At 63.1% G+C, this 26,180-nt stretch carries 23 protein-coding genes and 2 tRNA genes; 12 read left to right on the plus strand and 13 right to left on the minus strand.

Features of this window, described 5'->3' with window-relative positions:
- The first annotated feature begins 7 nt into the window (after positions 1-7).
- Together ACP153_RS07680 and ACP153_RS07685 are read left to right on the plus strand one after the other, a co-directional pair.
- On the plus strand, positions 8-1,210 hold the full coding sequence (locus tag ACP153_RS07680; protein WP_424970389.1) for an RSP_2647 family RNA methyltransferase: 1,203 nt from the start codon (positions 8-10) through the stop codon (positions 1,208-1,210).
- Positions 1,207-1,743 (plus strand): RSP_2648 family PIN domain-containing protein, encoded by a 537-nt coding sequence (locus ACP153_RS07685; RefSeq protein WP_424970390.1) that lies wholly within the window; start codon positions 1,207-1,209, stop codon positions 1,741-1,743. The genes ACP153_RS07680 and ACP153_RS07685 overlap by 4 nt, the downstream gene beginning before the upstream one ends.
- Here ACP153_RS07685 and ACP153_RS07690 read toward each other — a convergent pair.
- From ACP153_RS07690 to ACP153_RS07705, 4 genes are all read right to left on the minus strand, one after another.
- Complete coding sequence (locus ACP153_RS07690; RefSeq protein ID WP_424970391.1) at positions 1,740-2,432, minus strand: M48 family metallopeptidase; 693 nt, start codon at positions 2,430-2,432, stop codon at positions 1,740-1,742. The genes ACP153_RS07685 and ACP153_RS07690 overlap by 4 nt on opposite strands.
- Before the next feature lie 39 nt (positions 2,433-2,471).
- Positions 2,472-2,813 (minus strand): hypothetical protein, encoded by a 342-nt coding sequence (locus ACP153_RS07695; protein WP_424970392.1) that lies wholly within the window; start codon positions 2,811-2,813, stop codon positions 2,472-2,474.
- A complete protein-coding gene (locus tag ACP153_RS07700; RefSeq protein WP_424970393.1) occupies positions 2,810-5,686 on the minus strand; it encodes a glutamine-synthetase adenylyltransferase in 2,877 nt (958 codons plus the stop codon). Before ACP153_RS07700 ends, ACP153_RS07695 begins: the two co-directional genes overlap by 4 nt.
- Before the next feature lie 67 nt (positions 5,687-5,753).
- Positions 5,754-5,828 (minus strand) — tRNA-Val (locus tag ACP153_RS07705).
- 322 nt (positions 5,829-6,150) lie between these two features.
- On the opposite strand from ACP153_RS07705, the gene ACP153_RS07710 reads away from it, so the two are divergent.
- Positions 6,151-6,735, plus strand: coding sequence for a lectin-like protein (locus ACP153_RS07710; RefSeq protein WP_424970394.1), 585 nt, complete (start codon positions 6,151-6,153; stop codon positions 6,733-6,735).
- Between the two features lie 205 nt (positions 6,736-6,940).
- On the opposite strand, the gene lon is transcribed toward ACP153_RS07710, so the two are convergent.
- Positions 6,941-9,349, minus strand: a complete 2,409-nt coding sequence (lon, locus tag ACP153_RS07715) for an endopeptidase La (RefSeq protein WP_424970395.1) — start codon at positions 9,347-9,349, stop codon at positions 6,941-6,943.
- Positions 9,350-9,731: 382 nt separating this feature from the next.
- Here lon and ACP153_RS07720 point away from each other — a divergent pair, with 382 nt between their 5' ends.
- The 7 genes from ACP153_RS07720 to ACP153_RS07750 all read left to right on the plus strand — a co-directional run bounded on the left by ACP153_RS07720 (position 9,732) and on the right by ACP153_RS07750 (position 16,449).
- A complete protein-coding gene (locus tag ACP153_RS07720) occupies positions 9,732-10,577 on the plus strand; it encodes a hypothetical protein (RefSeq protein ID WP_424970396.1) in 846 nt (281 codons plus the stop codon).
- Positions 10,578-10,735: 158 nt separating this feature from the next.
- Entirely contained in the window at positions 10,736-11,341 is a 606-nt protein-coding gene (locus ACP153_RS07725; protein ID WP_424970397.1) for a VPLPA-CTERM sorting domain-containing protein, read from the plus strand.
- Positions 11,342-11,584: 243 nt separating this feature from the next.
- Complete coding sequence (locus tag ACP153_RS07730) at positions 11,585-12,190, plus strand: VPLPA-CTERM sorting domain-containing protein (protein ID WP_424970398.1); 606 nt, start codon at positions 11,585-11,587, stop codon at positions 12,188-12,190.
- 337 nt (positions 12,191-12,527) lie between these two features.
- Positions 12,528-14,285, plus strand: coding sequence for an acetolactate synthase 3 large subunit (locus ACP153_RS07735; protein WP_424970399.1), 1,758 nt, complete (start codon positions 12,528-12,530; stop codon positions 14,283-14,285).
- 91 nt (positions 14,286-14,376) lie between these two features.
- Entirely contained in the window at positions 14,377-14,949 is a 573-nt protein-coding gene (gene ilvN / locus ACP153_RS07740; RefSeq protein WP_424970400.1) for an acetolactate synthase small subunit, read from the plus strand.
- A gap of 128 nt (positions 14,950-15,077) precedes the next feature.
- Entirely contained in the window at positions 15,078-16,226 is a 1,149-nt protein-coding gene (locus ACP153_RS07745) for an aromatic ring-hydroxylating oxygenase subunit alpha (RefSeq protein ID WP_424970401.1), read from the plus strand.
- Positions 16,213-16,449, plus strand: a complete 237-nt coding sequence (locus tag ACP153_RS07750; protein WP_424970402.1) for a hypothetical protein — start codon at positions 16,213-16,215, stop codon at positions 16,447-16,449. Before ACP153_RS07745 ends, ACP153_RS07750 begins: the two co-directional genes overlap by 14 nt.
- Before the next feature lie 42 nt (positions 16,450-16,491).
- Here ACP153_RS07750 and ACP153_RS07755 read toward each other — a convergent pair whose 3' ends face one another.
- Positions 16,492-16,737, minus strand: a complete 246-nt coding sequence (locus ACP153_RS07755) for an EF-hand domain-containing protein (RefSeq protein ID WP_424970403.1) — start codon at positions 16,735-16,737, stop codon at positions 16,492-16,494.
- 237 nt (positions 16,738-16,974) lie between these two features.
- Here ACP153_RS07755 and ACP153_RS07760 point away from each other — a divergent pair, with 237 nt between their 5' ends.
- Entirely contained in the window at positions 16,975-17,520 is a 546-nt protein-coding gene (locus ACP153_RS07760) for an RNA polymerase sigma factor (protein ID WP_424970404.1), read from the plus strand.
- Between the two features lie 101 nt (positions 17,521-17,621).
- On the opposite strand, the gene ACP153_RS07765 is transcribed toward ACP153_RS07760, so the two are convergent.
- From ACP153_RS07765 to ACP153_RS07775, 3 genes are all read right to left on the minus strand, one after another.
- The gene (locus tag ACP153_RS07765; protein ID WP_424970405.1) at positions 17,622-18,098 is read right to left on the minus strand and encodes a VPLPA-CTERM sorting domain-containing protein; all 477 of its coding nucleotides are present in this window, start codon (positions 18,096-18,098) and stop codon (positions 17,622-17,624) included.
- Positions 18,099-18,483: 385 nt separating this feature from the next.
- On the minus strand, positions 18,484-18,927 hold the full coding sequence (locus ACP153_RS07770) for a hypothetical protein (RefSeq protein ID WP_424970406.1): 444 nt from the start codon (positions 18,925-18,927) through the stop codon (positions 18,484-18,486).
- A gap of 349 nt (positions 18,928-19,276) precedes the next feature.
- Positions 19,277-22,945, minus strand: coding sequence for a vitamin B12-dependent ribonucleotide reductase (locus ACP153_RS07775; RefSeq protein WP_424970407.1), 3,669 nt, complete (start codon positions 22,943-22,945; stop codon positions 19,277-19,279).
- A 670-nt stretch (positions 22,946-23,615) separates the two neighbouring features.
- Here ACP153_RS07775 and ACP153_RS07780 point away from each other — a divergent pair.
- Positions 23,616-24,086, plus strand: a complete 471-nt coding sequence (locus tag ACP153_RS07780) for a hypothetical protein (protein WP_424970408.1) — start codon at positions 23,616-23,618, stop codon at positions 24,084-24,086.
- Positions 24,087-24,182: 96 nt separating this feature from the next.
- On the opposite strand, the gene ACP153_RS07785 is transcribed toward ACP153_RS07780, so the two are convergent.
- From ACP153_RS07785 to pdxH, 4 genes are all read right to left on the minus strand, one after another.
- Positions 24,183-24,259 (minus strand) — tRNA-Pro (locus ACP153_RS07785).
- Between the two features lie 53 nt (positions 24,260-24,312).
- A complete protein-coding gene (locus ACP153_RS07790) occupies positions 24,313-24,825 on the minus strand; it encodes a DUF192 domain-containing protein (RefSeq protein WP_424970409.1) in 513 nt (170 codons plus the stop codon).
- On the minus strand, positions 24,822-25,328 hold the full coding sequence (locus ACP153_RS07795) for a cold-shock protein (protein ID WP_424970410.1): 507 nt from the start codon (positions 25,326-25,328) through the stop codon (positions 24,822-24,824). The genes ACP153_RS07790 and ACP153_RS07795 overlap by 4 nt, the downstream gene beginning before the upstream one ends.
- Before the next feature lie 141 nt (positions 25,329-25,469).
- Complete coding sequence (pdxH, locus tag ACP153_RS07800) at positions 25,470-26,075, minus strand: pyridoxamine 5'-phosphate oxidase (protein WP_424970766.1); 606 nt, start codon at positions 26,073-26,075, stop codon at positions 25,470-25,472.
- Between the last annotated feature and the right edge of the window lie 105 nt (positions 26,076-26,180).

The raw sequence follows: 26,180 nt of genomic DNA on the forward strand, positions 1-26,180 counted from the left end.
GAAGCGCATGTCCGAGACTGCTCCCCTGCCCCGCATTCGCCTCAAGCCCAAAGCCGATGCCCGCGCCCTGCGCCATGGCGCCCCTTGGGTCTATGCTGACGATCTGGTCACAGACCGCCGCACCAAGGCGCTCGCCCCGGGCAGTGTCGCGATCCTTGAGGATGCCGAGCGCACGCCTTTGGGGCTCGCCGCAATCTCGCCGGGCTCCAAGATCATCGCGCGCATGCTCGATCGCGATCTCGACGCGCAGATCGACCGTGCCTGGTTCACGGCCCGGCTCAGCGCAGCCCTGCGCCTGCGCGAGCAGCTTTACAGCAACCCTTTCTATCGTCTCGTCCACGCCGAGGGCGATGGCCTGCCCGGTCTGATTATCGACCGGTTCGGCGATACCTGCGTGTTGCAGCCCAACGCCGCCTGGCTAGAGACCCGGTTGGAGGATCTGACCGCCGCGCTGCAGGCCGTGACCGGTGTGCGCCATATCCTGAAATCGGCCTCGGGCCGGACCCGCAAGCTCGAGGGGCTGGACGATGTGAGCCTGCCGCTGCTCGGCACACCGCCGGACCGGATCGAGGTGCCGATGAACGGCGCGATCTATATCGCCGATCTGGCCGAAGGGCAGAAAACCGGGCTCTTCTTCGACCAACGGCCCAATCATGCCTTCGCGGCCAAGCTGGGCCATGGGGGCACGGTGCTCGATGTGTTCAGCCATGTGGGCGGGTTCGGCCTCGCGGCCCTCGCCGCGGGCGCCAAGAGCGCCCTGGCAGTGGATGGCTCTGCCGCGGCGTTGGATCTGGCCCGTGCCGGGGCGGAGGCCATGGGGGTTGCCGAGCGGTTCGAGACCCGAAAATCCGACGCCTTTGCCGCGCTCGATGCGATGAATGCCGAAGGGGCGCAATTTGATCTGGTGATCTGCGACCCGCCCGCCTTTGCCCCCTCCAAACCGGCGCTGCAGCAGGGCTTGCGCGCCTATGAGCGCGTCGCCCGGCTCGCAGCGCCACTGGTGGCCCCCGGCGGTGCGCTGATGCTCTGCTCCTGCTCCCATGCGGCGGAGCTGCCGAAATTCCGCGCGTCTTGTCTGCGCGGGATCGGGCGCGCCGGGCGCAGCGCCCAGATCCTCTATACGGGCGGGGCCGGACCGGACCACCCGCTCCATGCGCAACTGGGCGAGACGGGCTATCTCAAGGCGATCCTCTTCCGCCTCCTGCCATGAGCGCGCGGATCCTGCTCGACACCTGTGTGCTCTACCCGACGCTCATGCGTCAGATGTTGCTCGCGGCGGCCCGGACGGGGGCCTATACGCCGCTCTGGTCCCCGCGCATCCTCGAGGAATGGCGCCATGCCGCCGCGCGCTCGGGCCCGGTTGAGGCCGAGATCGTCGGGTCGGAAATCGCGCTGATGCGCGCGGCTTTCCCAGACGCGACCGTCCCTCCCGACGACGCCCTGATCGAAAACCTGTTCCTCCCGGACCCGGAAGACCGCCATGTTCTGGCCGCCGCCCTGACCGGGCAGGCCAGCGCGCTTCTGACCGCCAATCTGAAGGATTTTCCGACCCGGACGCTCAGCCGCCATGGCCTGCTGCGCTATGCGCCGGATGGGTTCTTTTGCGATCTCGTCGCGGAGCATGACCTCGGCGAGACCCTCACCGTGCCCATCGAGGCTGCGGCCGCACAGCTGGGCCAAAGCCCGAAGGCCATTCTGAAGAAATCCCGCCTGTCGCGGCTCGCCAAGCAGCTCGGCTACTAGGTCGGCACGACCCAGCGTTCTTCGAGCGCCTCGATGGCGCGGATGCGCTGTTCGGTCTTGGGGTGGCTCATGAGCCATGCCGGCGCTTGGGCGCGCCCTGCCCCGGTGGTCAGCCCCTCCAGCTTGCGGAAGAGCGACTTCTGCGGCTCGGTCCCGATCCCGGCCTTGGTCAGAAGGGCCGACGCATAGGCATCCGCCTCATACTCATCCCCGCGCGACAGGCGCGCCGCCAACAGAGACACCAGCATATTCGCAATTGGCACCCCGACAAAGGGGATGAACCGCCCGAGCACCGTCGCCAGCGCCACGCGGATCGCGTTCTGGCCCGAGAAATCGATCATCCGCCGCCGCGAATGCCCCAGGGCCACATGGCCCAGCTCATGGGCGATGACCGAGGCCATCTCGTCCGCCGTGACCTCACCGGTCTGGTACTTGCGGAAAAAGCCACGCGTGATGAAGATCCGGCCATCGGGCGCGGCCAGCCCGTTTACGGGATCGACCTCGTAGATGTTCACCTTGATCTCCTTGAGATCGAGCGCCTCCGCCATGCGGGCCGTGAGCTTTCCCAGCTCCCGGTCGCGCAGAGGGGTCGAGCGTTTGTCGAGCTCGCGCGCCGTACGCTTGGCCCCGATCAGATAGAGCCCAAGCCCATAGAAAATCGCCAGCAGCAGAGGGGTGAGTTTCAACATGGACTAGATATGGGGTGGGCCGCGCCCGCAACAAGTGGCTCAGCTGGCGCCGCGTTCGGTGCGACCCGCGCGCCCGCCCCGCCGCCGAGGCGCGGGCGGCTCCTCCATCGCGGCGCTGAGCACGGCCGTCATGGGGTGCTGCGGTGCGTCCGGGCCGTAATGGGCCAGAAGGATCGAGACATCCTCCCGCGGATCCGAGGGCGATTTCGAGCCGAGCGCCCAGTCGAGGAAGACCGAGCGGCAATCCCAGATGGTGATCCCCTCGATCCGGTAAGCCTCCCGGATCAGGTGGCGCGGGTCGAGCTCTGCCAGAACCGCCGGGTCAAAGACAGCAGGGCTTTGCGGGGCCTCTGCGGGCGTTTGGTCGTCGGAATGGGTCACGGGCTCGGCTCCTCCGCTGTCTCTGGATCCGATTTAGGCATGGGGGACGTGGCGGCAAGACGGTTCAGCACCGATGCGACTACATCGGCGCTCTGGGTGGCTCCCTCGGCCAGGGCTTCGGCCAGAGCGTCCATATCCGGATCCGCGGTCTGGCGCAGGACGAAATCGCGCCCGCCAGCGCCCACAACCTCCGGGTCGAGCGCCCGGTCGCTCAGAAGGCGCGTGGCCTGTTGCACCTGCCGCAGACGCGCGATCTGCCCGGTCAGACAAGCCGCCTCCGCTTCGGTCAAAAGCCCCGCTGCGGCCCCCGCTGCCAGTTGCGCCGCTGTCTCCGCACCGGGCGATCCAGCGACGAGAGCCACGGTCTGCGCCAGCAATTCGATGTCCTGCAAACGGCCCGGCCCGAGCTTGGCCTCAAACGCCCCTTCGGCGGGCTTGGCCGCTTCAAGTCGCGCCCGCATATCACTGACATCCTGAGATATTTCTGCCTCACGTCCAGGCCCCTTCTGCTGCAGGAGTGCGCAGCGAAAGGTCTCGAAATCCGTGGCGAGCGAGCCCGGGTGATCCCCCGCCTGCGCCACCACACGCGCCCGGGTCAGCGCCAGATGCTCCCAGGTCCAGGCGTCGCGATCTTGATAACTCTGAAACGCATTCCAGGATGTGGCCACGGGCCCCTGTCGCCCGGAGGGGCGCAGCCGCATATCGATCTCGTAAAGCCGCCCCTCGGACATGGGCGCCGAGAGCGCGGTGATCATCGCCTTGGTCAGCTTGGCGTAATAGGGCCCGGGGGCAAGCGGGCGCGGCCCTTCGGACATCTCCTGCCCTTCGCCGTCATAAATCACGATGACATCCAGATCCGACTGCGCCGTCAGGGTCCGAGCCCCCAGCGAGCCCATCCCCACCAGAACCGCGCCCCGTCCGGGCGGCTCTCCGTGACGGCGTGCCACCTCCTCGGTCACACGGGGCCAGAGGCAGGCAAGGATCACTTCAGACAAATCCGTGTATTGATGTGCCACCACTGGCTCGGCGATCAAGCCGCGCAAGTGGTGCACCCCGATCCGGAAATGCCACTCTTTCTGCCAGCGCCGGGCGGTGTCGAGCTGGCTCTCATAGTCCCGCGCCTGGTCGAGCCGCCCCCTGAGCTCTGCCATCAGCGCATCGCGCCCGGGCCAATCCTCGAAGAACGGGCCGCCGATCACCGCATCCAGCACCGAGGAGTTGGACGCCAGATACCGTGATAGAAGCGGCGCAGTGGTGCAGATATCCACGATCAGATCGATCAGGGAAGGGTTGGCCTCAAAGAGGGAAAAAACCTGAACACCTGCGGGCAGGCCCTTGAGAAAGCTGTCGAAATTCGACAAGGCTTCATCCGGGCGCGCGGCAACTCCCAAACGCGACAGGATCTCGGGGCGCAGCCGGTTAAAGATCTCCACCGCGCGCGGCGAACGCAGGGCCGGATAACTCGGCCAGCGGTCCAGAATATCCTGGGTCTCGGGCGCGATCTGCGGCTCCGCCGGGCTGGCCGCACCGCTCCGCTCGGGCGCAAAGAACGGCTCGGTCAGCGCGGCCACTTCGTCCAGGCGCGCGGTGAGACGTGCGCGCAGGGCCTCCACATCCCCCTCGCCCATCAGGCAGGCGAGACGTCGGAACCCATCCGCATCCTTGGGCAGGGCATGGGTCTGGGAATCGAGGACCATTTGCACCCGATGCTCAACCTCCCGGTGATCCCGGTAACGCTCCTTCAGCAAGAGTGCGTCCTGAGGCGAGACCCAGCCCTTGGCCGCCAGCACCTCCAGGCCTTCGACCGTCCCGCGCACCCGCAGGTCCGGATCCCGCCCACCCGAGATGATCTGCCGTGTCTGGGTGAAGAACTCGATGTCCCGGATCCCGCCACGCCCCAGCTTCATGTCATGGCCTTCCAACACGATCCCACCATCGCGCGCCCCATGCAGGCCCTTATGGGCGCGGATCCGCATCCGCATGTCATGGGCGTCTTCGATCGCGGCGAAGTCCAGATGCTTGCGCCAGATGAACGGGGTCAGGTGGTCAAGATAGCGTGCGCCCGCGACCAGATCCCCCGCGGAGGGCCGCGCCTTGATATGGGCGGCACGCTCCCATGTGCGACCCAGGGATTCGTAGTACCGCTCCGCCGCCTCCATAGCGATGCAAACGGGTGTCACCGAAGGGTCGGGCCGCAGCCGCAGATCCGTGCGGAACACGTAGCCATCGCCAGTATGGTCGGACATGAGCGCCACGGTTTTGCGCGTGACCCGCACAAAGGCCGCGCGCGCCTCGGCATAATCCGACGGATCGAACCGCGTCTCATCGAAGAGGCAAATCAGGTCGATATCCGAGGAATAGTTCAACTCATGGGCGCCCATCTTGCCCATGGCGAGCATGACCAGCCCCGCAGCGCTCTCGAGCGCGCCCTCGTCCTGCCCGGGCACCTTGCCTCGGCGCAATTCGGGCAAAAGACAACTGCGCAAGGCGGCCCCGAGCGCATGGTCAGCAAACTCCGTGAGCGCGCCGGTGACCTCTTCGAGGGACCAGACACCGGTCAGATCCGCAAGCCCGATCAGCAGGGCAATCCGCCGCTTGGCACAGCGGAGCGCGACCTTCACCTCGTCAATCGGCCCGGTGCCGAGCCCGGCAATCAGGGCGTCGCGCGCGGCTTCAGGGTCTTCGAGCGCTGGGGCCAGCCAATCCGCCTCCTTGGCGAGCAGCGTCTCGAGATAGGGGCTCGATCCCGCCATCCCGACCAACGCCTCGCGCAGCGCACCGGTTGCGTCCGGCATGTGGCGGGCCACGGCCTCCTGCCCTCGGTCGAGGTCATAGGCCAGGGGAACGCGGGTGATCCGGGCGTCGATACTCATGGCGCGACCCTGAGGGTGCCGAGGGCAGCCGTCAAGCCGGGTCGATGCGCGCAATCAGAAAGGAAAATGGTGGGTGATAAGAGATTCGAACTCCTGACATCTTCGATGTGAACGAAGCGCTCTACCACTGAGCTAATCACCCGTGGGCGTGGGTTTAGCGAGACTGCGCGGGCTGCGCAAGCGCACAAATGCACCTTCGGCAAAACTGTTGGAGTGGCGAGAGGCGTCTGGCGCGATCCGTTTTGGAACAGGGGTTTTGCGCTGGCGACGCGCGCACGAAGCCAGCGCCCACGACGGCGCCGGCAGGATCTTTACCAGCCGGGAAGACCACGGCGCTATGCAGGTCGAACCGCAAAACCCGGCGCGTTTTGGCGAAAGCCGCGCGACCGCCCCTGACCCGCCACGATTTGGCCACGCGCGCTGGATAGATCAAATTCATCGCAAGTTTTTTCCGAGTGACCGCCATGACACGTATCGCACTGACTGCCGCCCTGATCGCAGGGCTCCCCCTCGCCGCAAACGCTGCTCCGGTGCAGTGGACCGTCGCCGATGGTGGCAACGGCCACTACTACGAGCTGATCACCACGAAGGAAAACTTCGCGGATGCCTCCGCCGCGGCGCAAGCCTCCAGCTTTGCCGGGGTGAGCGGGCATATCGTGACCATCACCTCCGCCGAGGAGCAGGCCTTTCTCGACACTCTAAACACCGGTCAGGTCGAGGCTTGGATCGGCGCCTCGGATACGGATCAGGAGGGCGTCTTTGCCTGGATCACCGGGCCCGAGGCAGGCACGGTCTTCTACACCACAAGCGGTGGCACCCAGACCTATGCCAACTGGAACCCGGGCGAGCCCAATGACTGGGGCTCCGGCGAAGACTATGTCGAAGGCTGGTTCGGGGGCGCCAAGGATTGGAACGACATCTCCGCCGGCAACAAGAACGCCTATATCGTGGAATACTCCGTCGTGGCCCCGATCCCGCTGCCCGCAGCCCTGCCCTTGATGCTTCTGGGCCTCGGCGCCCTGGGCTACGCGCGCAAGCGCAAAAGCTAACCCTTTCAACTTGTACCAGGCGGGAGCGTGGGTCGCATGGCGGCCTGCGCTCCTTTTTGTAGGGCAGACGCGTCAGGAGGCAGACCGAAACCGCACGCCGCCTTCCCGCAGCGTGAAACCCAGTTGTCGAAACGAGTGCAACGCCGCAAAGAAAAACCGCCCCTCGGGTTCCCGAAAGGCGGTTTCTCTGTGTCTGGCTCAGGGCTTAATGGGCGACCGCGCCCTGCCCTTCTTTCTCGGCCATGGCCTTTTGGGCGGCGGCGGCCTCCTCGGCCTCCTCATCCCATTCGATGGCTTCCGGCGTCGCGACCAGCGCATGCTTCAGCACTTCGGAAACATGGGACACGGGAATGATGGTCAGCCCATCTTTCACATTGTCCGGGATCTCCGGCAGGTCCTTCTCGTTTTCCTGCGGGATGAGCACCGTGGTGATCCCCCCGCGCAGGGCCGCGAGCAGCTTCTCCTTCAGGCCACCGATCGGCAGCACATTCCCGCGCAAGGTCACCTCGCCGGTCATGGCGATGTCCTTCTTGACCGGGATCTGCGTGAGAACCGACACGATGGAAGTCACCATGGCGATGCCTGCGCTCGGACCGTCCTTCGGGGTCGCCCCTTCCGGCACATGGACGTGGATGTCCCACTTGTCAAAGCGCGGCGGCTTCACCCCGATCTGCGGGCTGATCGAGCGGACATAGGAGGACGCCGCGTCGATGCTCTCCTTCATCACGTCGCCCAGCTTGCCGGTGGTCTTCATCCGCCCCTTGCCCGGCAGACGCAGGGCCTCGATGCTCAGCAAGTCGCCGCCCACGGATGTCCAGGCCAGCCCGGTGACCACACCGACCTGATCCTTCTCTTCGGCGAGCCCGTATTTGAACCGCTTGACGCCCAGCATGTCCTCGAGGCTCTCCTCGGTGACCTCGACCGTCTTGGCCTCCTTCTTGACGATCTTCGTCACGGCCTTCCGGGCGAGCTTGGCAATCTCACGCTCCAGGTTCCGCACGCCCGCCTCGCGGGTATAGCGGCGGATGATTTCCTGCAGGGCCTCGTCGGACAGAGAGAACTCGTCCTTCTTCAGCCCATGGTTCTTCACCTGCTTGGAGATCAGGTGCTGCTTGGCGATCTCGGCCTTCTCGTCCTCAGTGTAGCCCGCGAGCGAGATGATCTCCATCCGGTCCAGAAGCGGGCCCGGCATGTTGTAGGAGTTCGCCGTGGTCAGGAACATCACGTTCGAGAGGTCATACTCGACCTCCAGATAGTGATCGACAAAGGTGCCGTTCTGCTCCGGGTCCAGAACCTCCAGCATGGCGCTGGCCGGGTCGCCCCGGAAATCCTGGCCCATCTTGTCGATCTCATCGAGCAGGATGAGCGGGTTCGTGGTCTTGGCCTTTTTCAGCGCCTGGATGATCTTGCCCGGCATGGAGCCGATATAGGTCCGGCGGTGACCGCGGATCTCGGACTCGTCGCGCACCCCACCCAGGGAAATCCGGATGAACTCACGACCCGTGGCCTTGGCCACCGACTTGCCGAGCGAAGTCTTGCCCACGCCCGGAGGGCCCACAAGGCAGAGGATCGGCCCCTTGAGCTTCTTCGAGCGCTGCTGCACCGCGAGATACTCGACGATCCGCTCCTTGACCTTTTCCAGCCCGTAGTGATCGGCGTCGAGCACATCCTGCGCCCGGCTCAGATCCTTCTTCACGCGGGATTTCGTGCCCCACGGAATGGACAGCATCCAGTCGAGATAGTTCCGCACCACGGTGGCTTCGGCGGACATCGGGCTCATGTTCTTGAGCTTCTTGATCTCGCCATCGGCCTTTTCGCGGGCTTCCTTGCTCAGCTTGGTCTCGGCAATCCGGCCTTCGAGTTCGGCCACCTCATTGGCGCCGTCCTCGCCATCGCCGAGCTCCTTCTGAATGGCCTTCATCTGCTCATTCAGATAGTACTCGCGCTGGGTCCGCTCCATCTGGCTTTTGACGCGAGATTTGATCTTCTTCTCGACCTGCAGAACGCTCATCTCGCCCTGCATCAGGCCATAGACCTTCTCCAGACGCTCGGCGACGCTCAGGGTCTCCAGAAGCTCCTGCTTCTGCGCGACCTCGATCCCGAGATGGCCAGACACCATATCCGCGAGCTTGGCAGGCTCGGTGCTGTCGGCAACAGCCGTCAGGGCTTCTTCGGGAACGTTCTTCTTGATCTTGGCATAGCGCTCGAATTCGGCACTGACCGAACCGACCAGCGCGCGCAGGGTATCCGCGTCGCCCGCGTCCTCCTCCAGAAGCACGGCGTTGGCCTCGAAGAAGTCGTCATTATCGGTGTATTCGGTGATCTCGACCCGCTGACGGCCCTCGACCAGCACTTTGACCGTGCCATCGGGCAGTTTCAGCAGCTGCAGCACATTGGCCAGCACACCAAAGGTGAAGATGCCTTCGGGGGTCGGGTCGTCCACGCTCGGATCGATCTGGCTCGACAGCAGGATCTGCTTGTCGTCCTTCATGACCTCTTCCAGCGCGCGGACGGATTTCTCGCGTCCGACAAAGAGCGGAACAATCATGTGGGGGAAGACCACAATATCGCGCAGCGGCAATACCGGGTAACTTTGCGTGAGTGATTCAGACATGCTCGGTCCTTATATTGGGCAGACAGCCCGGGTCCCTGACGGCAACCGTAAGGCGTCTCCTGATCTGGCTTCCTTACGTGGGGCAGCCTGCGCAGCTTTTCAATGCGCACGCCGTCCGGCGAAGGTCTTCTGCCAAGGCTGAGGGGGGACACCGCCCTGGCGACTCAGGTCGTGGGTCAGAGCATGCACCCCCCTCTCGGCACCTGCAAGCGGCGCAAGGGGCCCGATCGCCCAGAAGCTGTGGATATCCCCCGAGTTTCGCGGAATCCGGGCTCGATACGAGCAATTCTTTGCAGTTTTTCCCGATTTGCCCCTTTTCCGCCCGGTTTGCGCCTGTCCAACGCCGCGCCCGCGCCATCCCCTATCGCGCGAGGGGAAGCAGATGTTGCACAGAGTTTACCGTCAGCGCAGGCGCATTCTCGTCTGCGCGACCGCCTTTACCTTAACGGCCCTGATCGGAACCATGACGGATGGACGGGCGCTGGCCCATGTGCCGTTCTGGGCGCCGCCCGTGGCGACGCTGCTGTTCTTCGGGCTCTGCGCGCTGGCGGTGGCCGGGCTGGTGGCGGCCCTGCCCCAGCTCCGCCGTCTTTGCGAAGTCGTGGCCCTCTTTACCCTGTTCGAGACGCTCTTCATCTGGATCCTCCCGGAGGCAAACCGCGCGCTGTCAAACCCGGTCCTGCGCCTCGCCATCGCGGCCACCGCAATCGCGCTGCTTTACCTGATCTTCTACGGGCGGCTTCTGGAGCGGGTTCCGGCGCTCTTTGCCTTTGGCGCGCGCCACAAGATCCAGATCAAGGCCCCGCCCGAGCAGGTCTGGCACGAGATTGCGCCCGCATCCGTCTCGGGCCGGGATGCCACTCCGGCGGAACCCGCCCAATCCTCGCCCACCTTGGTGCAAGACGTCCCCAGCCTCTGGCAGCATCCGCCGGAAACCACGACCGTCATCCTGCTCGAACGGCCCTGGCGCTGCCGCTTCGCGGTCAAGCCCGACAGCGCGCAGACCACACGCGCGGCGGGGATCTACGACCTGCGTCTGCGCCCAACGGGCCAGGGCGTGCTGCTGGAGATCGGGCTGTATCAGACGGGGATCCCCCTGGGCGAAGTGCTGCGCCTCTGGCTCGATGATGTGCTGGGCGCCGAAATCGCAGGTCTCAAGGCCGAGATGGAGGGGCAGTCGGAGCGCGACGCTCCGCCCCTGCCTCCGAAGGCGCTGTCACCCGCCTGACCATATGCAGCCCGCGGCTTTCGTCGCCGGACATGCGGCGATCTTCATGAACTCCTCATGGAACGCTCAAGCTCGGTGGTGCGGAACCTCCTAAACCTTCCTCAGAACCGGACAGGGTGTCCTTCTTGCCCGTCCCGCCAACACTGAAGGAACCACAGATGATCAGACCCCTCCTCGCCGCAGGCCTCCTCGCGCTCAACTTCGCCGCTCCAGCCTCCGCCGCGATCACGCAATACGCGGATTACGCGGATTTCACCTCGCTCACGATTGTCGGAGCGACCGGTCGGGACATCGACGACTCGACCGATTTCACCTCCAATGCCGCAGGCGGGTTCAATGGCCCGATCAGCGAGGAAGGGGTCGGCACCTTCCCCGTCTCCACCGACCCGATGGTCTTCACCAAAGTGCTGGCCTACGAGGTCGGCATGACTTTCGGCAACGACCAGAGCGCGCCGGGCACACAATATACCGGCATCTTCGACGTGGTGCTGCGCGCCTATAGCGGCACGGATTTCGTGGGCAGCGTCACCGTGGTGTCCAACGGCAACGACCTCTCGGACCAGTTCATCGGCTTTGGCAGCACGACACCCTTCGACCGGGTGGAGCTGGACTATGAAGGGACCGCGTCCCGTGGGCTCGCCCGCTTCATCACCGAGGTTCAGTTCGGCCTCGACCCGGTGGCCCCCATCCCGTTGCCCGCAGGGCTGCCGCTCCTCCTTGCGGGGCTGGGCGGGCTCGGTCTTTTGCGTCGCCGCCGCGCCTGATCGCGTTTTTTCGTCACGAGTACCTCCGCGCCGCCATGAACCTGCTGGGCGGCGCGGTTTTTCCCAAATATCATCGGCCTACCCTGTTCGGCACCCGCCATGGGGCACGACGCGCCCTGTAAAAGCGGGCGATTTGCCCGACGCGACCTCTCCTCTCCGCGATCCCAAGCGGCCTCCTCCCTTGGCAGATTAACCAAAATCGGCGACAATCGAGGCATTGTGTAGAGATTGGGAGGAGTAATTATGACCATTTCACGCATAGGCGTCACACTTGCGGCGCTCCTTATTGCGACGCCAGGTTTGGCCGCAGTGACACCCTATACCGATTATTCAGACTTCGTTTCCGTCAATGTCGTCGGTGCTGTTGGAGGGGACATCGAGACCTCCACGGATTTTTCCTCCAACACCATTTCCGTGCTTAACAACGCGGAGCCCGGCGTCCGCGGCGACCCGAGCGGGGGACCGATTGAGTTCACTGACATCGCAGCCTTCGAAGTCGGCATGACCTTTGGCAATGACCAATTTACGTCAAACGACCCCAACAATATCGCGACATTCGATGTGACCCTTGAGGCTTTCGCTGGGGCCGCATCTCTCGGAAGCGTTACGGTCACGGCAAATGGCAACGATGATTCCGATCAATTCATCGGGTTTTCCTCGATGAGCGCCTTTGACCGGGTGGTACTGGAATATGGCGCAGGGTCCGTGGGCACAGCACGCTTCATCACCGAAGTGCAGTTCGGTCTCGACCGGGTGCCCCCGGCTGTGATCCCACTTCCGGCGGCCCTGCCGCTCTTGCTGCTGGGTCTGGGCGGTCTGGGCGTCATGCGCGCCCGCAAAACGGCTTAAAACATCGGGCGGCGGGCCTTCCGCCGCCTTTTTTCACGCAAATCTTTCGCGAAACCCAGCCCCCGCGAAAGAAAACGTCGCAGAAACCGGCGTTCGGGTCACTTTATTCAGGATTTGGCGGTTGACGCCCCGGGACTCGGGACCTAATGTCCCGCGCACGGACGGAAAGGACGCAGGAAATGCCCGCGATTGTCGTACTTGTAGGAATTTGGCGCATGGGCCGGTAACGGAAACCCTACCGATCCCCTTGCGCCCCCGAGTAAGACCGGGGGTTTTTTTATGCCCGACCCGCACGAACCCAAGGCCCTAAGGCCCGCGTGAAGCAAAGGAAAAGACGATGAGCACGCAGATGACCGGCGCACAGATGGTGGTTCAAGCCCTGAGAGATCAGGGTGTCGACACAGTATTCGGCTATCCGGGCGGGGCTGTCCTTCCGATTTACGACGAGCTTTTTCAGCAGTCCGACATCAAGCACATTCTGGTGCGCCACGAGCAGGCAGCGACCCACGCCGCCGAGGGCTATGCCCGCGCGACCGGCAAGCCGGGCGTTGTGCTGGTGACCTCCGGCCCGGGCGCGACCAATGCCGTGACCGGCATCACCGACGCGCTGATGGACAGCATCCCCATGGTGGTTCTGTCGGGTCAGGTGCCGACCTTCATGATCGGCAATGACGCCTTCCAGGAAGCCGATACCGTGGGCATCACCCGCCCCTGCACCAAGCATAACTGGCTGGTGAAAGAGACGGACATGTTGTCGGACACGATCCACCAGGCCTTCCATGTGGCGACCAATGGGCGCCCCGGCCCGGTGCTGGTGGACATTCCCAAGGATGTGCAGTTTGCCGAGGGCACCTATGTGCCGCCGACCAAGGCCGATACCCGCCATTATCAGCCCCGCGTGAAGGGCGATATCGAGGCGATCACTGCCATGGTGGAGCTGATGGAGACGGCCGAGCGCCCGATCTTCTATACCGGCGGCGGCGTGATCAACTCGGGCCCGGCAGCGAGCCAGCTCCTGCGCGAGTTCGTGGCCGAAACCGGCTTTCCGATCACCTCGACCCTGATGGGACTTGGCTCCTACCCGGCCTCGGGTGAGAACTGGGTCGGCATGCTGGGGATGCATGGGCTCTATGAGGCCAATCTGGCCATGCATGGCTGTGACCTGATGCTGAATATCGGCGCCCGCTTTGACGACCGGATCACCGGGCGCGTTGCGGATTTCTCGCCGAATTCCAAGAAGGTGCATGTGGATATTGATCCATCCTCGATCAACAAGGTCATCCGCACGGATGTGCCGATCATCGGCGATATCGGCCATGTGCTCGAAGACGCCCTGCGGATCTGGAAGGCCCGCGGTCGCAAGACCAACAAGGCCGGGCTGCAGAAATGGTGGGCGCAGATCGAGGAATGGCGCAAGATCCGTTGCCTGGACTTCAAGAACTCCGAGACCACGATCAAGCCGCAATACGCCCTGCAGCGTCTGGAGGCCCTGACCAAGGACCACCCCAAGCGCTATGTGGCGACCGAAGTGGGCCAGCATCAGATGTGGGCCGCGCAGTATCTCGGCTTCGACGAGCCGAACCGCTGGATGACGTCGGGCGGTCTGGGCACCATGGGCTATGGCTTCCCGGCCTCGATCGGGGTGCAGGTGGCCCATCCGGACGCGCTCGTGATCAACGTGGCCGGCGAGGCCAGCTGGCTAATGAACATGCAGGAGATGGGCACCGCGATCCAGTACCGGCTGCCGGTCAAGCAGTTCATCCTCAACAACGAGCGTCTGGGCATGGTGCGCCAGTGGCAGGAGCTCCTCCATGGGGAGCGCTACAGCCATTCCTGGTCCGACGCCCTGCCCGATTTCGTGAAGCTGGCCGAGGCCTTTGGCGCCAAGGGCATCCTCTGCAAGGATCCCAAGGATCTGGACGACGCGATCATGGAGATGCTCGAGTATGACGGGCCGGTCCTCTTCGACTGCCTCGTTGAGAAGCACGAGAACTGCTTCCCGATGATCCCGTCCGGCGCGCCCCATAACGAGATGCTGCTGGGCGAGGCCGAAACCCAGGGCGTCATCGGCACCAAGGGCGCCGTTCTGGTGTGATCCCTATGCGGGAGCGCCCTGCTCCCGCATTCACACGCCGTTTCGAGTATTAGAAAAGACCAGCGCCACGCGCTGAAACGAAAGCAAACCCATGTCCCCGCTGAAGATTGAACAAGGCTCCTCGAAGCATTCCGCCTATGACCTGCGCTCCACCTTTGGGGACCATCAGGAGACCCACACGCTGGCCGTCGTTGTCGACAACGAGGCGGGGGTTCTTGCGCGGGTGATCGGGCTGTTTTCCGGGCGGGGCTACAATATCGAGAGCCTCACCGTGGCCGAGATCGACCATGAGGGGCACCGCTCGCGTATCACCATCGTGACCACGGGCACGCCGCAGGTGATCGAACAGATCAAGGCGCAGCTCGCGCGTATGGTGCCAGTCCATGAGGTCCATGACCTGACTGTCGAAGGCGCGAGTGTCGAGCGTGAACTGGCGCTCTTCAAGGTTGCGGGCACGGGCGACAAGCGGATCGAGGCCCTGCGTCTGGCCGAGATCTTTCGCGCCAATGTGGTGGACAGCACTCTCGAAAGCTTCGTGTTCGAGATCACCGGCACCCCGGCCAAGGTCGACGCCTTTGGCGATCTGATGCGCCCCCTGGGGTTGAGCGAGATCGCTCGAACAGGCGTCGCAGCCCTCTCCCGAGGCACCCCTCTTCCGGAGTAAGTCCGGCCACTCATAGCGGCGCTTCCTCGCGGAACATGTCGCTGTGAGAAAACCCAAGTCGGGAATCCACGCGAAATCGGCCCTTTTGGCCCCCTAAGCTCGTCTCAGGTTTGGAGAGGAGCTGCCCCATGTCTGAAGCTTTGCGCGCGGTGTGTCAGCCGATCACTTCGGCGCGGGGCCTGCCCAACGCCCATTACACCGATGCCGCCCTCTTCGCGCGAGAGAGCGACGTCCTTCTTGCGCGGAACTGGGCCGGGCTTGCGGTCGCCGCGGATGTGCCCGAGAAGGGCGATGCGGTGCCTTTGAGTTTCTGCGGGCAACCCTTGCTGCTGATCCGCGACAAGACCGGCAAGGTGCGCGTCTTTCAGAATGTCTGCCGCCACCGGGGCATGATCCTCGTGGATGCGCCGCGCAAGATCGAAGGCGCGATCCGCTGCCCCTATCACTCCTGGTGCTACGGCACGGATGGGCGCCTCGTGACCACACCCCATGTGGGCGGCCCCGGGCAGAACACCCATGACGCGATCGACCGCAATCTGCTGGGCCTGATCGAGGTGCCGAGCCATATCTGGATGGGGGTGGTCTTCGTCAATCTGAGCGAGGATGCAGCCCCCTTCGCGGAGGTGCATCGCGATCTGCTCGCCCGTTGGCAGGAGTTTGACCAGCCGCTCGTCCCCGGCGGACCCGAGAGCCAGTTCACACTGGAGGTGGATTGCAACTGGAAGCTCGCGGTTGAGAATTACTGCGAGAGCTATCACCTGCCCTGGGTCCATCCCGGGTTGAATGCCATCTCGCGGCTGGAGGATCACTACAATATCGAGCAGCCGGGGGCGTTCTCGGGACAGGGCACTGAGGTCTATCAGCAGTTCCGCGCGGATGATGGCACGGCGGCCTTTCCGGATTTCGAGAGCCTGACCCCCAAATGGGACACGGCGGCGGAGTATATTGCGGTCTATCCCAATGTGCTTCTGGGCGTGCATCGCGATCATGTCTTCTCCATCGTGCTGACCCCGGAGAGCTGCAGCCGCACCACCGAGCGCGTGCATCTGTCCTATGCCTCTGCCGAAACTGACCCAACCTTGCGCGGTGCCAATGCCGTGCAATGGAAAGCCGTGTTCGAAGAGGACATCTTCGTCGTCGAAGGCATGCAGCGCGGGCGGATGGCCAGTGGCTTTGATGGCGGCGCCTTCTCGCCCGCCATGGATGGCCCGACCCATTGCTTCCATGCCTGGGCGGCGGCCGCATTGCAGGAGGCGCCACGCCATGCCGCTGAGTGAGCCGGCCGTCCCGTCGGACCCGGCGCTCGATGCCGCGTTGCAATCGGCCCATGCCCGGTCCGACAAGAAAATGCTGATTGCGCTCTATGCGGCGGCGGCGGCGCGGCGGCCTGAGGCGGCGGCGTTCTTTTTGACCCACGCCTATGTCTATGCCCTGGAGAGCGGCGCGAAAGAAGCCGCGCCCTTGCGGGCGCGGCTGGTGGCGTTGGGAGCCGAGGTCTAGCCCTCAACGCCCGGTGCAAGAGGTCCCGTGAGTCTGCGGGGCTTAGCCGCCGGCCGGGTAGAGCCCGCCTTCCTGGGCTGCGACCAGCTCTTCAGCGTCGACCGCACCATCCGCATTGGCGTCCATGGTGGTGTAGGTCTCTTCCGTGAGCGTCGGGAAGCCAACCAGCAGTTCAGCGAAGGAATACATCCCGTCGCCATCCGTATCCATCTCTGTGCTCGCGCTCACGGCAGTTGCCGTCGCAATCAGAGCCGACGAGGCGATCAGTCCGAGGAACATGGATTTCATTGTGTGTGTCTCCTTGAGATCAGTTGTCGAAGACCGCGTTCGCCGCGCCCTTCATATGCCTAGAGCCAGGAACGCCTGCCTTTATCCGGGCCCGGACAGCGCGCAGCGCGTTTCAGCATGGCACCGCCCAATCCGCTGAGAGGCGCGCGCAGATCTCTGCCGATCAAGCCCTGCAGAACTCCGCTCGGCAGGTTTCCTCGTATTGAGAGAGGGCGGGTCAAGGCGCAGCTTTAGGCCATGACACAGGCAAGCACCCCTCCCCCCGCCACCACCGAGGCCGCCCTCGTGGCCCTGATCCCCGGACTGACCCGCGCCGCCCGGGCGCTCGTGCCGTCGCGCAGTGATGCCGAAGACCTGGTGCAGGAAGCCCTGCTCCAGGTCTGGAGCCAACAGCGTGCCGGGGCCGAGATCGACGCCCTGCCCGCCTATGCGCGGGCAACTCTGCGCAATGCCACGCGGCGGCGCGGACGGCTTCCGGCGACCGATGCCCTGATCGAGACCGACTGGGTCAATGAGACCGCCGAGACCGGCCCAAGACGCGTGGCCTTCACGGATGTGATGCAGGCGATCGCGGCCCTCCCCCCGGAACAGCGCGGCGCCTTGACGGCTGTGGTGATCGAAGGTCAGGAGCCTGCGGAGGTCGCCGCCAGCCTGGGCGTGGCGCAGGGCACCGTCCTCTCCCGTCTGGCCCGCGCGCGCGCGAAACTCCGCACGCTTTGCGAGTTGAGCGATGGGGCCGAGGCCAGCAGCCTCCTGCCGCGACAGTGTGATGGGGATTTTTAGAAGGGGCCGTTCCGCAACCTGATTGCGCAACCCCCAGAAAGAAAAACGCACCGCGCAGGATTATCCCCGTGCGGTGCGCCTTAAGTCATGTGGTTCGTAGACTACGCCAACGCCTGTTGTCTGCGGCGGCGTGCCACTGCCAAACCACCCACAGCGACCGCAAGCAGCGGGAGCGACGCAGGCAGAGGAACCGGGGCGACGGTGAGAGCCTGACCAACTAGGTAGTAGTCATTCTCAGCGTCCGACGCGTCCGCGAAAGGTGCGGGCGAGCCGTTGTTAGGTGCTGCGATAAAAATCGCGTCCTCGGTGTAGAGGAAGGTCGTGTCGCCGAAAATCGCTGCGACAGCGCTGCTGTCGAAGCTCAGGCCGGGACCCGCGGGCTGACCAAAGAACACAAACCCCAGCGTAAATTCTTCGACGGAGTCCGTTGCTTTCGCGAGCCCAATCGTTCCGTCGGACGAGATAGTCCCGCCGACGCCGACGGTCGCGCCGCCAACATAAAACGAATAGGTTTTGGCAAGTGCAGGTTGCGACAACAACAACCCAACCACCGTTGCGAGTACAGAGAGTAGTTTCATGGTAGTCCTACTGGATAGTAACACGTACGGACACCATGGTCCCCCACAGCGCCCGCACCTCACCATTTATTAACCAATACGTGAGCTCAACGAAAGCTTTTATTTTATTGGGGTTTTTGGCGTTCGGAGTCGAAAAATGCTCTGTTTTTGAGCGCTTTGCGCGGGATTCCGGCCCTGTCGTCATGACGATTGCGCTGCGACGCAGCAGATTGTTTCTGCAGGCGCTCACCGTGAGCGTGTGGAGTGAACCCGACTTATCAACCTGAGGTTGTGAAGCGCACTCCAAGACGCGAGTTGGCGCCCATGGATGCCCCTTTCCAAGCCCCAAAAACCCCTCATATCGGTGGGCCCCGCTGACTGGCAGCGGGGATCCACTATCCCTCTGCTACTTCCGGATCTTGATCGTCCCAACCTTCATCTCGATCCGCTCCCCGTCCATGGCACTGGTCCAATCCACTCGTGTGGCGACACAGGTGACATCGGTCTTGCTCGCTTCCTCAGCGCCTTTCACGAATGGGAACTTTACAGTTGAGAACCGAAGGGATTTCCCCGCCAGACTGTATCGAATTTTAGAAGAAATCTCTCTCAGATCGTTCAAAGAGGATGCGCTATAGCGCCCATCTTTGAAAGGTTCGACCCAGCCGATTCCGCAGACCGCGACCTTGCCGTTATTGTTAATGGCTTTCACGCCGATCACCATGTCGCCATAGCTGCTCCCACCGAGACCCACGTAACTATATGTTTGGTCTATCTTTTGCGCAAAAGCCGCTGATCCGAGCATTGCCGAAACGGCGAATGCCCCCGTAAGACAGGCGAAGGTTTTTTTCATTGATCTACCTCAATTGAATGGCGTCTATTTCGCTGAAACGGAAATAGGCCTCCATAGGGAATTCCCACTCTGCCCACTCAATTCAAAATATAAACCGGCCTCATTGCCGCAGGGAAAGAAAAAAGGCGACCCGAAGGCCGCCTATTGAGTTTCGCAAGTCAGGCTCGTCGTTATTACCGCCCGTGTTTTCTGCCTGCGGCCTGACCGCGTCAAAGGCGAGCGCACCCGCCTTGGAACTTTTGTGACCCATGGGGGTGGGTCACAGAGCGCCCCGGGGAGGAGGTCGAACAATCTCCCTCCGGGTCACCCAAGCGGACCGGGGATCACAGGATCCCCGACCCGATTCTCATCAGCTGCAGCCCGAAGTGGCGCCGCAGGTGTTGCACTTCATGCAGGTACCGTTGCGCACCAGCGTATAGTTGCCGCACTCGCCGCAAGCTTCGCCCTCATAGCCTTGCATCTTGGCCTTGGCCCGAGCATCCATCCCGGTGGAGACCGAGGTTTCCGCACGCACGGCCGTCATGGTGGCCACTTCGCCGCCGCCGATCGTGCCGGTCACCGGGATCTCAGCGACCGCAGGCTGTCCGCCGCCCTGCAACACGACCAGTTCCTGTGGCATGCGCTTGCGCAGGTAGCCGGTCGAGCTGATCTGCTTGAGCACTTCGAGGGACTTGCTCGCCGCGTTGTCGGACATCTGCTTGACGTTGGAGACACCCTCTTCCTCGCCGCGACCCAGATCGTCGAAGCTGGCACCGGTGGGCTGGACATGGGCCAGATCGGTCCGGTCCAGATAGCTCACCGCCAGTTCGCGGAAGATATAGTCGAGGATCGAGGTCGCATTCTTGATGCTGTCATTGCCTTGAACCATGCCGGCCGGCTCGAACTTGGTGAAGGTGAAGGCGTCCACGAACTCCTCCAGCGGTACCCCGTATTGTAGGCCCACCGAGACCGCGATGGCGAAGTTGTTCATCATCGCCCGGAAGCCCGCGCCTTCCTTGTGCATGTCGATGAAGATCTCACCGAGATTGCCGTCGGAGTACTCGCCCGTCCGCAGATAGACCTTGTGGCCCCCGACAACCGCCTTCTGGGTGTAGCCCTTGCGGCGCTCGGGCATCTTCTCGCGATGCGAGCGGATGATCTCCTTGACGACAACCTTCTCGATGATCTTCTCGGCGACCACCTGGGCTTTCTCCATGGTGTTGCCGGTCTCGAGCACCTCGGCGGCCTCTTCATCATCCTCGACCAGGGCCGCGGCCAGCGGCTGGCTGAGCTTGGAGCCGTCGCGATAGAGCGCGTTGGCCTTGGTGCCGAGCGACCAGCTCAGCTCATAGGCCTTCTGGCAGTCCTCGATGGTGGCGTCATTGGGCATGTTGATCGTCTTGGAGATCGCGCCCGAGATGAAGGACTGGGCCGCAGCCATCATGCGGATATGGCTGTCCACGCTGAGGAAGCGCTTGCCGGTCTTGCCGCATGGGTTGGCGCAGTCAAAGACCTTGTAGTGCTCGGTCTTCAGGAAGGGCGCGCCTTCCAGCGTCATGGTCCCGCAGACATGGTTGTTGGCCGCGTCGATATCCGCCTTGGGGAAGCCCAGATGGCGCAGCAGGTCAAAGGTCGGGTCGTTCAGCTTTTCGGCGGGGATGCCGAGAGACTGAGTGCAGAACTCTTCGCCCAGTGTCCACTGGTTGAACACGAAGCGGATGTCGAAGGCCGATGGCAGGGCCGCCTCGATCTTCTCGATCTGCTCTGCGCCGAAGCCGTGGCCGATCAGTGCTGTGTGGTTCACGCCCGGCGCATTGCCGAGGGTGCCGTGACCCACCGCATAGGCAATGATCTCTTCGATCTGAGCCGAGCTGTAGCCGAGCGTCTCGAGTGCTGCGGGCACAGAGCGGTTGATGATCTTGAAGTAGCCGCCGCCCGCGAGCTTCTTGAACTTCACCAGCGCGAAGTCCGGCTCGATCCCGGTCGTGTCGCAATCCATTACGAGACCGATGGTCCCGGTCGGCGCGATCACCGTGGCTTGCGCATTGCGGTAGCCATGCTGCGCGCCCAGCTCCAGCGCCTCATCCCACGCGGATTTCGCCAGCTCGACAAGGGTCTGATCCGGGCAGCTTGCGTGATCAAGCGCCACCGGCTTGGTCGCCAGCGCATCATACCCATCGGTCTTGCCATAGGCCGCAGTGCGGTGGTTGCGGATCACGCGGAGCATGTGATCAGCGTTCTTGGCGTAGCCCGGGAAGGTCCCGACTTCCGAGGCGATCTCGGCGGAGGTGGCATAGCTCACCCCGGTCATGATCGCGGTCAGCGCCCCACAGAGCGCCCGGCCCTCGTCGCTGTCATAGCCGTAGCCCATGTTCATCAGCAGACCGCCGATATTGGCATAGCCAAGACCCAGGGTGCGGAAGTCATAGGAGCGCTGCGCGATTTCCTTGGAGGGGAACTGCGCCATGAGCACCGAAATCTCCAGCGTCAGGGTCCAGAGGCGGGCCGCATGCATGTAGCCTTCGGCGTCGAACTTGCCGTTCTTGTAGAAGGTCAGCAGGTTCATGGAGGCGAGGTTACAGGCCGTGTCGTCCAGGAACATGTATTCCGAGCACGGGTTGGAGCCGCGGATCTGCCCGTCTTCGGGGCAGGTATGCCAGTCATTCACCGTGTCGTGGAACTGGATACCGGGATCGGCACAGGCCCAGGCCGCATGACCAATCTTCTCCCACAGCTCGCGGGCCTTGATGGTCTTGGCAACCTTGCCATCGGTACGGCGCAGCAGTTCCCAATCCGCATCATCCTTGACCGCCTTCAGGAAGGCATCGGTCACCCGGACGGAGTTGTTGGAGTTCTGGCCGGAGACCGAGTTATAGGCCTCGCTGTCCCAATCCGTGTCATAGGTCGGAAACTCGATCGCAGCGTAGCCCTGCTTGGCATAGTCGAGCACGCGCTTGATATAGGTCTCGGGGATCGACACTTTCTTGGCGCCCCGGATCGCGGTCTTCAGCGCCGCGTTCTTGGCCGGATCCACCGCATCCTCGCCCAGGCCGTCCCATTCGCCGATGGCCGCGAAGATCTCGTTCAGCTTGGCCTCGTGCATCTTGGAGCCGGCGACGATGGAGGCAACCTTCTGCTCTTCCTTCACCTTCCAGTTCACGAACTCTTCGATATCCGGGTGGTCCGCATCGCAAATCACCATCTTGGCCGCGCGGCGCGTGGTGCCGCCCGACTTGATCGCGCCCGCAGCCCGATCGCCAATTTTGAGGAAGCCCATCAGGCCCGACGACTTGCCGCCGCCTGACAGGGCTTCCCCCTCGGCACGGAGGGAGGAGAAGTTGGTGCCCGTGCCGGAACCGTATTTGAAGAGCCGCGCCTCGCGGACCCAGAGGTCCATGATGCCACCGTCATTCACCAGATCGTCCGCGACGGACTGGATGAAGCAGGCATGGGGCTGCGGGTGCTCGTAAGACGAGGTGGATTTGGTGAGTTTGCCGGTCGCGTGGTCCACATAGTAGTGACCCTGGGCCGGACCATCGATGCCGTAAGCCCAATGCAGGCCGGTATTGAACCACTGGGGCGAGTTCGGCGCGGCCATCTGCTTGGCCAGCATCAGCTGCATCTCATCGAAATAGGCGCGGGCATCGGCCTCGGAGGTGAAGTAGCCCCCCTTCCAGCCCCAATAGGCCCAGGCGCCGGCCAAACGACGGAAGACCTGCTTGGAGGAGGTCTCACCACCATAGCGCTTGTCCTCGGGCATCTTCGCGAGTGCCTTGTCATCCGCCACAGAGCGCCACAGGAAGGACGGCACGCCCTTCTCGCGCACCGGTTTCAACGCGGCCGGCACACCAGCCTTGCGGAAATACTTCTGGGCAATGACGTCGGACGCCACCTGGCTCCAGGAGCTCGGCACCTCCACTTCGTCAAGCCGGAAGACGACCGTGCCGTCAGGATTGCGGATCTCCGAAGCCGTGATCGAGAACTCGATCCCTGCATATGCGTCTTGTCCGTCTGTGGTGAAATGGCGTTCGATTTTCATGTCTGCCCCATGCTGGCCATTTGAGTGTCGGCCATGCGGTTGTTCCGCCGTGCCGGTGATGTGTTCGTGCGAAGGAGGATCAAGCAAACCTGTCCCTGGCCTCGGAACCGCGCTGCGCCCCGGGGTCGTGTGTTGGATCTTGGGTCTGTCTTGAAGGTGACACCAAATGTGGTGTTCGCCTCCTCCGCAAACACAAACTGGCGTAGGTGGAGGGGGACGGTCAACTACATTTTGTGACGTTTCCACGACAAAACACTATTGACGGTGGATTAACCTAGATTCGTTTGGGGGTGCTCGAAAGGAGCTCAAAAAGGTTAATCAGAACACAGGGAGAATATTCATACATTCTTCACACAGGTTAACCGATCTGCTTGATTTATCCACAGGTTGCGCGCGAATCCTTGGGGGTCAGAGGGGCAACAGGCTCGAATCGTCGCCACGGGCGATACGCCGCCGAAAAGGGCGAGATCGTGACTTTTTCCTTGGTTGTTCGCAAATCGCCCAAAAAAAACGCAACGTCACCGGAGTTGTGTGAACTAGTACCTTAAAAAAAACACAAAGTTTTACTAAATCCCGATGATGGAGCGCCGTGCTTTGGTTCTCACGGCCTCGGTTTTGTAACGAGTGAGACTGTTTGATGACTCTTAACCCAATCCGCCCACTGGCGGTCATGGCGATGTGTGCCCTGGCCAGTCCAGGCTCTGCTGCGGTAATCGCCTATGACGCGCAGGGAGCTTATCTTGCGGTCACCAAGGATGCGTATCTGGGGGGCAAGTTCGGCTTCCCGGTTGCGGCGCGGGCCCCGGCCCCGGTTCCGGTGACGGCACCGCTGCCTGCCGCGCCGGCTGTGCCGGCCATCGATCCCGTGGTGATTGCAATTCTCGCCGGCATCCTTCTGGCCGTGCTTGTGCTCGATGGCGGCGATGATGACAGCAGCAGTGTTGCTGACACGATCATGCCCGCCCCCGAGCCTCCGGCGACGGAGCCCCCCACCTTCCCGCCCTTCGACGACCTTCCGGAGCCGCCCAGACAGAGCGAGCCGCCGACACCGCAGGTTCCCTCGGTGCCCCTGCCGCCCGCGCTTTTGCTGCTCCTCTCGGCGATCGGTGGTCTGGCCTGGTCGAAACGCCGGACTGCCTGATCCCCTCGAGACCGCGCTCTTACCGCCCGCAAGATCTGCGCGGCGCGTCTCAAGGCCTGCCTGACCCAGAGGTTTGGTGGTCTGACTTGTAGGAAGTGGTCGGGACGGCAAGATTCGAACTTGCGACCTACGGTACCCAAAACCGTCGCGCTACCAGGCTGCGCTACGCCCCGATGTCGCTGTCCTTAGCCCCGTTGATCGGGATTGAAAAGCGCGATTTCGCCGCTCACTCGTCGCAGGGCCAGGCAGCGGTGCTTTGATCAAAGGCCGGATGCTGCAGGAGGGTCCCCGCTGAGATGCCGAATTGCTCTGCAAGCCCGCCATTGATCTCCAGCACGGCGAGAATTTGGCTCCCACCAAAGATCGGCGTTTCATCCAGCGGGATCGCGTTGGAGTGCACGCGGCGCACAAGCCCGGTCTCATCCGCGAAGATCATGTCGAGGGGGATGAGCGTGTTCCGCATCCAAAAGGACACCGATTGCGGGCGATCGTAGACAAAGAGCATGCCCGCTCTCTGCGGAAGGCTCTCCCGGAACATCAGGCCCCGGCCCCGCTCCGCATCATCATCCGCGAGCTCAATCGTGAACTGCGCTTGCCCCCAGGGACCTTGAAGCGAGACAACATCAGGTGCGCAGGCCGCACTGGCCGCGCCTGTCAGACAGATTGCGCCCAGAGTCCCACGGACAGAGTTCCGCAAAGCGGCGCCAACCTGGCATAGCAAAGATCTGGGCACCGTCATTCGGACTGCGCGGCGTCCCAGCTCAGCACTTCGAGGGCGAGGCTTCCGCGCTCGCTTTCGCCGATGCGCACGGCAACGGCCTCACCGGCCTGCAGATCCGAGAACCCGCAGCGGCGCAGCACATCCATATGGACGAAGATATCCTCATCGCCGCCAAAGACGTTGAGAAAGCCGAAGCCTTTGACCTTGTCGAACCATTTCACCCGCCCCGGTACCATGGGCACATCGTCGAAGTTCTGCGGTGCGCCCAAGGGGCCCGACATCTCTTCGTCGATTTCCGGCGGTGTTATCGCGACCACTTCCACGGCCTGAACGCCGCGGGGGGTCTCCTGAACACGGATCTGGATCTGCGCCCCATCGGCGACCGAGCTCTGGCCGAAATTCCGTAACACATTGGCATGCAGCAGAATATCCGGTCCGTCGGTTTCACCCACGACGAAGCCGAACCCCTTCTTGGGGTCAAACCATTTGACGGTCCCGTACACTACTGGACTGCTAGTCATAGGTTTCTGCACGGCAGTAATCCGGGTTACGCATGGTTAACTCAGGGAGTGGTCCTGATTTGTTAATGGTCACATTTGTTAACGATACGTGCAAGAAAAACTTTGTCTTTTAAAGGGCTTGGCCCGGAGCTTGCGCCCAGATCACGGGTTCAAGCGGTTGATTTTCCAAGTTTTTTCATCTTTCGCGCGAACCCACCGAAAACGATCATGCAATCGAAAATCGCCATCGGCCCAAAACTCCATTTCCACCGGGCGCAGGCGATACCCGCCCCAGAAAGGAGGGCGTTCCGGAGAAAGTCCCTTTTCCAGACCGATTTTCGCGACTTTCGCCATAAGGCTCGCACGGCTGTCGAGGGGTTGGGACTGCTCCGAGGCCCAGGCACCGATCCGGCTCTGGAGGGAGCGACTATTATAATAGGCGTCTGCCTGGGGCCCGTCCTCGCGGCTGATCTCGCCGCGCACCCGGATTTGCCGCCGCAGGCTCTTCCAATGGAGAACAAAGGCCGCCTGGCCCGCACTGTCGAGCTCCTGCGCCTTGGCGGATCCATAGTTGGTATAGAAGACGAAGGCATCCGCCTCGATCTCCTTCAGCAGCACCATCCGCACATTCGGCAGGCCCGACGCATCCACGGTCGCCAGCGCGATCGCGTTGGGATCATTGGGTTCGCGCGCCTCGGCCTCGGTCAACCAGGCGCGTGCCAGGGCGAACGGATCCTCGCCTGCAAATATCCCACTGCGTTCCGCCATATCCGCCTCTGTTGCCTTGCTGCGATCATCCGCTGCTATGTGGCACAGCGTTCCCTTGAAGCAAAGAACCTGATCGCCTAAACGGTGCCGAACTGCATACGGCGG

It is taken from the genome of Dinoroseobacter sp. S76, from assembly GCF_049801095.1.
GTDB lineage: Bacteria > Pseudomonadota > Alphaproteobacteria > Rhodobacterales > Rhodobacteraceae > Dinoroseobacter.

What these genes read in the sequence shown, in the direction of transcription:
- ACP153_RS07750 (WP_424970402.1), top strand. Translation starts at nt 16,213, where the DNA reads ATGCCGCTGAGTGAGCCGGCCGTCCCGTCGGACCCGGCGCTCGATGCC.
- ACP153_RS07710 (WP_424970394.1), top strand. Translation starts at nt 6,151, where the DNA reads ATGACACGTATCGCACTGACTGCCGCCCTGATCGCAGGGCTCCCCCTC.
- ACP153_RS07745 (WP_424970401.1), top strand. Translation starts at nt 15,078, where the DNA reads ATGTCTGAAGCTTTGCGCGCGGTGTGTCAGCCGATCACTTCGGCGCGG.
- ACP153_RS07680 (WP_424970389.1), top strand. Translation starts at nt 8, where the DNA reads ATGTCCGAGACTGCTCCCCTGCCCCGCATTCGCCTCAAGCCCAAAGCC.
- ACP153_RS07685 (WP_424970390.1), top strand. Translation starts at nt 1,207, where the DNA reads ATGAGCGCGCGGATCCTGCTCGACACCTGTGTGCTCTACCCGACGCTC.
- ACP153_RS07795 (WP_424970410.1), bottom strand. Translation starts at nt 25,328, where the DNA reads ATGACTAGCAGTCCAGTAGTGTACGGGACCGTCAAATGGTTTGACCCC.
- ACP153_RS07765 (WP_424970405.1), bottom strand. Translation starts at nt 18,098, where the DNA reads ATGAAACTACTCTCTGTACTCGCAACGGTGGTTGGGTTGTTGTTGTCG.
- ACP153_RS07735 (WP_424970399.1), top strand. Translation starts at nt 12,528, where the DNA reads ATGAGCACGCAGATGACCGGCGCACAGATGGTGGTTCAAGCCCTGAGA.
- ACP153_RS07790 (WP_424970409.1), bottom strand. Translation starts at nt 24,825, where the DNA reads ATGACGGTGCCCAGATCTTTGCTATGCCAGGTTGGCGCCGCTTTGCGG.
- ACP153_RS07730 (WP_424970398.1), top strand. Translation starts at nt 11,585, where the DNA reads ATGACCATTTCACGCATAGGCGTCACACTTGCGGCGCTCCTTATTGCG.
- ACP153_RS07770 (WP_424970406.1), bottom strand. Translation starts at nt 18,927, where the DNA reads ATGAAAAAAACCTTCGCCTGTCTTACGGGGGCATTCGCCGTTTCGGCA.
- ACP153_RS07755 (WP_424970403.1), bottom strand. Translation starts at nt 16,737, where the DNA reads ATGAAATCCATGTTCCTCGGACTGATCGCCTCGTCGGCTCTGATTGCG.
- lon (WP_424970395.1), bottom strand. Translation starts at nt 9,349, where the DNA reads ATGTCTGAATCACTCACGCAAAGTTACCCGGTATTGCCGCTGCGCGAT.
- ACP153_RS07725 (WP_424970397.1), top strand. Translation starts at nt 10,736, where the DNA reads ATGATCAGACCCCTCCTCGCCGCAGGCCTCCTCGCGCTCAACTTCGCC.
- pdxH (WP_424970766.1), bottom strand. Translation starts at nt 26,075, where the DNA reads ATGGCGGAACGCAGTGGGATATTTGCAGGCGAGGATCCGTTCGCCCTG.
- ilvN (WP_424970400.1), top strand. Translation starts at nt 14,377, where the DNA reads ATGTCCCCGCTGAAGATTGAACAAGGCTCCTCGAAGCATTCCGCCTAT.
- ACP153_RS07760 (WP_424970404.1), top strand. Translation starts at nt 16,975, where the DNA reads ATGACACAGGCAAGCACCCCTCCCCCCGCCACCACCGAGGCCGCCCTC.
- ACP153_RS07775 (WP_424970407.1), bottom strand. Translation starts at nt 22,945, where the DNA reads ATGAAAATCGAACGCCATTTCACCACAGACGGACAAGACGCATATGCA.
- ACP153_RS07720 (WP_424970396.1), top strand. Translation starts at nt 9,732, where the DNA reads ATGTTGCACAGAGTTTACCGTCAGCGCAGGCGCATTCTCGTCTGCGCG.
- ACP153_RS07780 (WP_424970408.1), top strand. Translation starts at nt 23,616, where the DNA reads ATGGCGATGTGTGCCCTGGCCAGTCCAGGCTCTGCTGCGGTAATCGCC.
- ACP153_RS07700 (WP_424970393.1), bottom strand. Translation starts at nt 5,686, where the DNA reads ATGAGTATCGACGCCCGGATCACCCGCGTTCCCCTGGCCTATGACCTC.
- ACP153_RS07690 (WP_424970391.1), bottom strand. Translation starts at nt 2,432, where the DNA reads ATGTTGAAACTCACCCCTCTGCTGCTGGCGATTTTCTATGGGCTTGGG.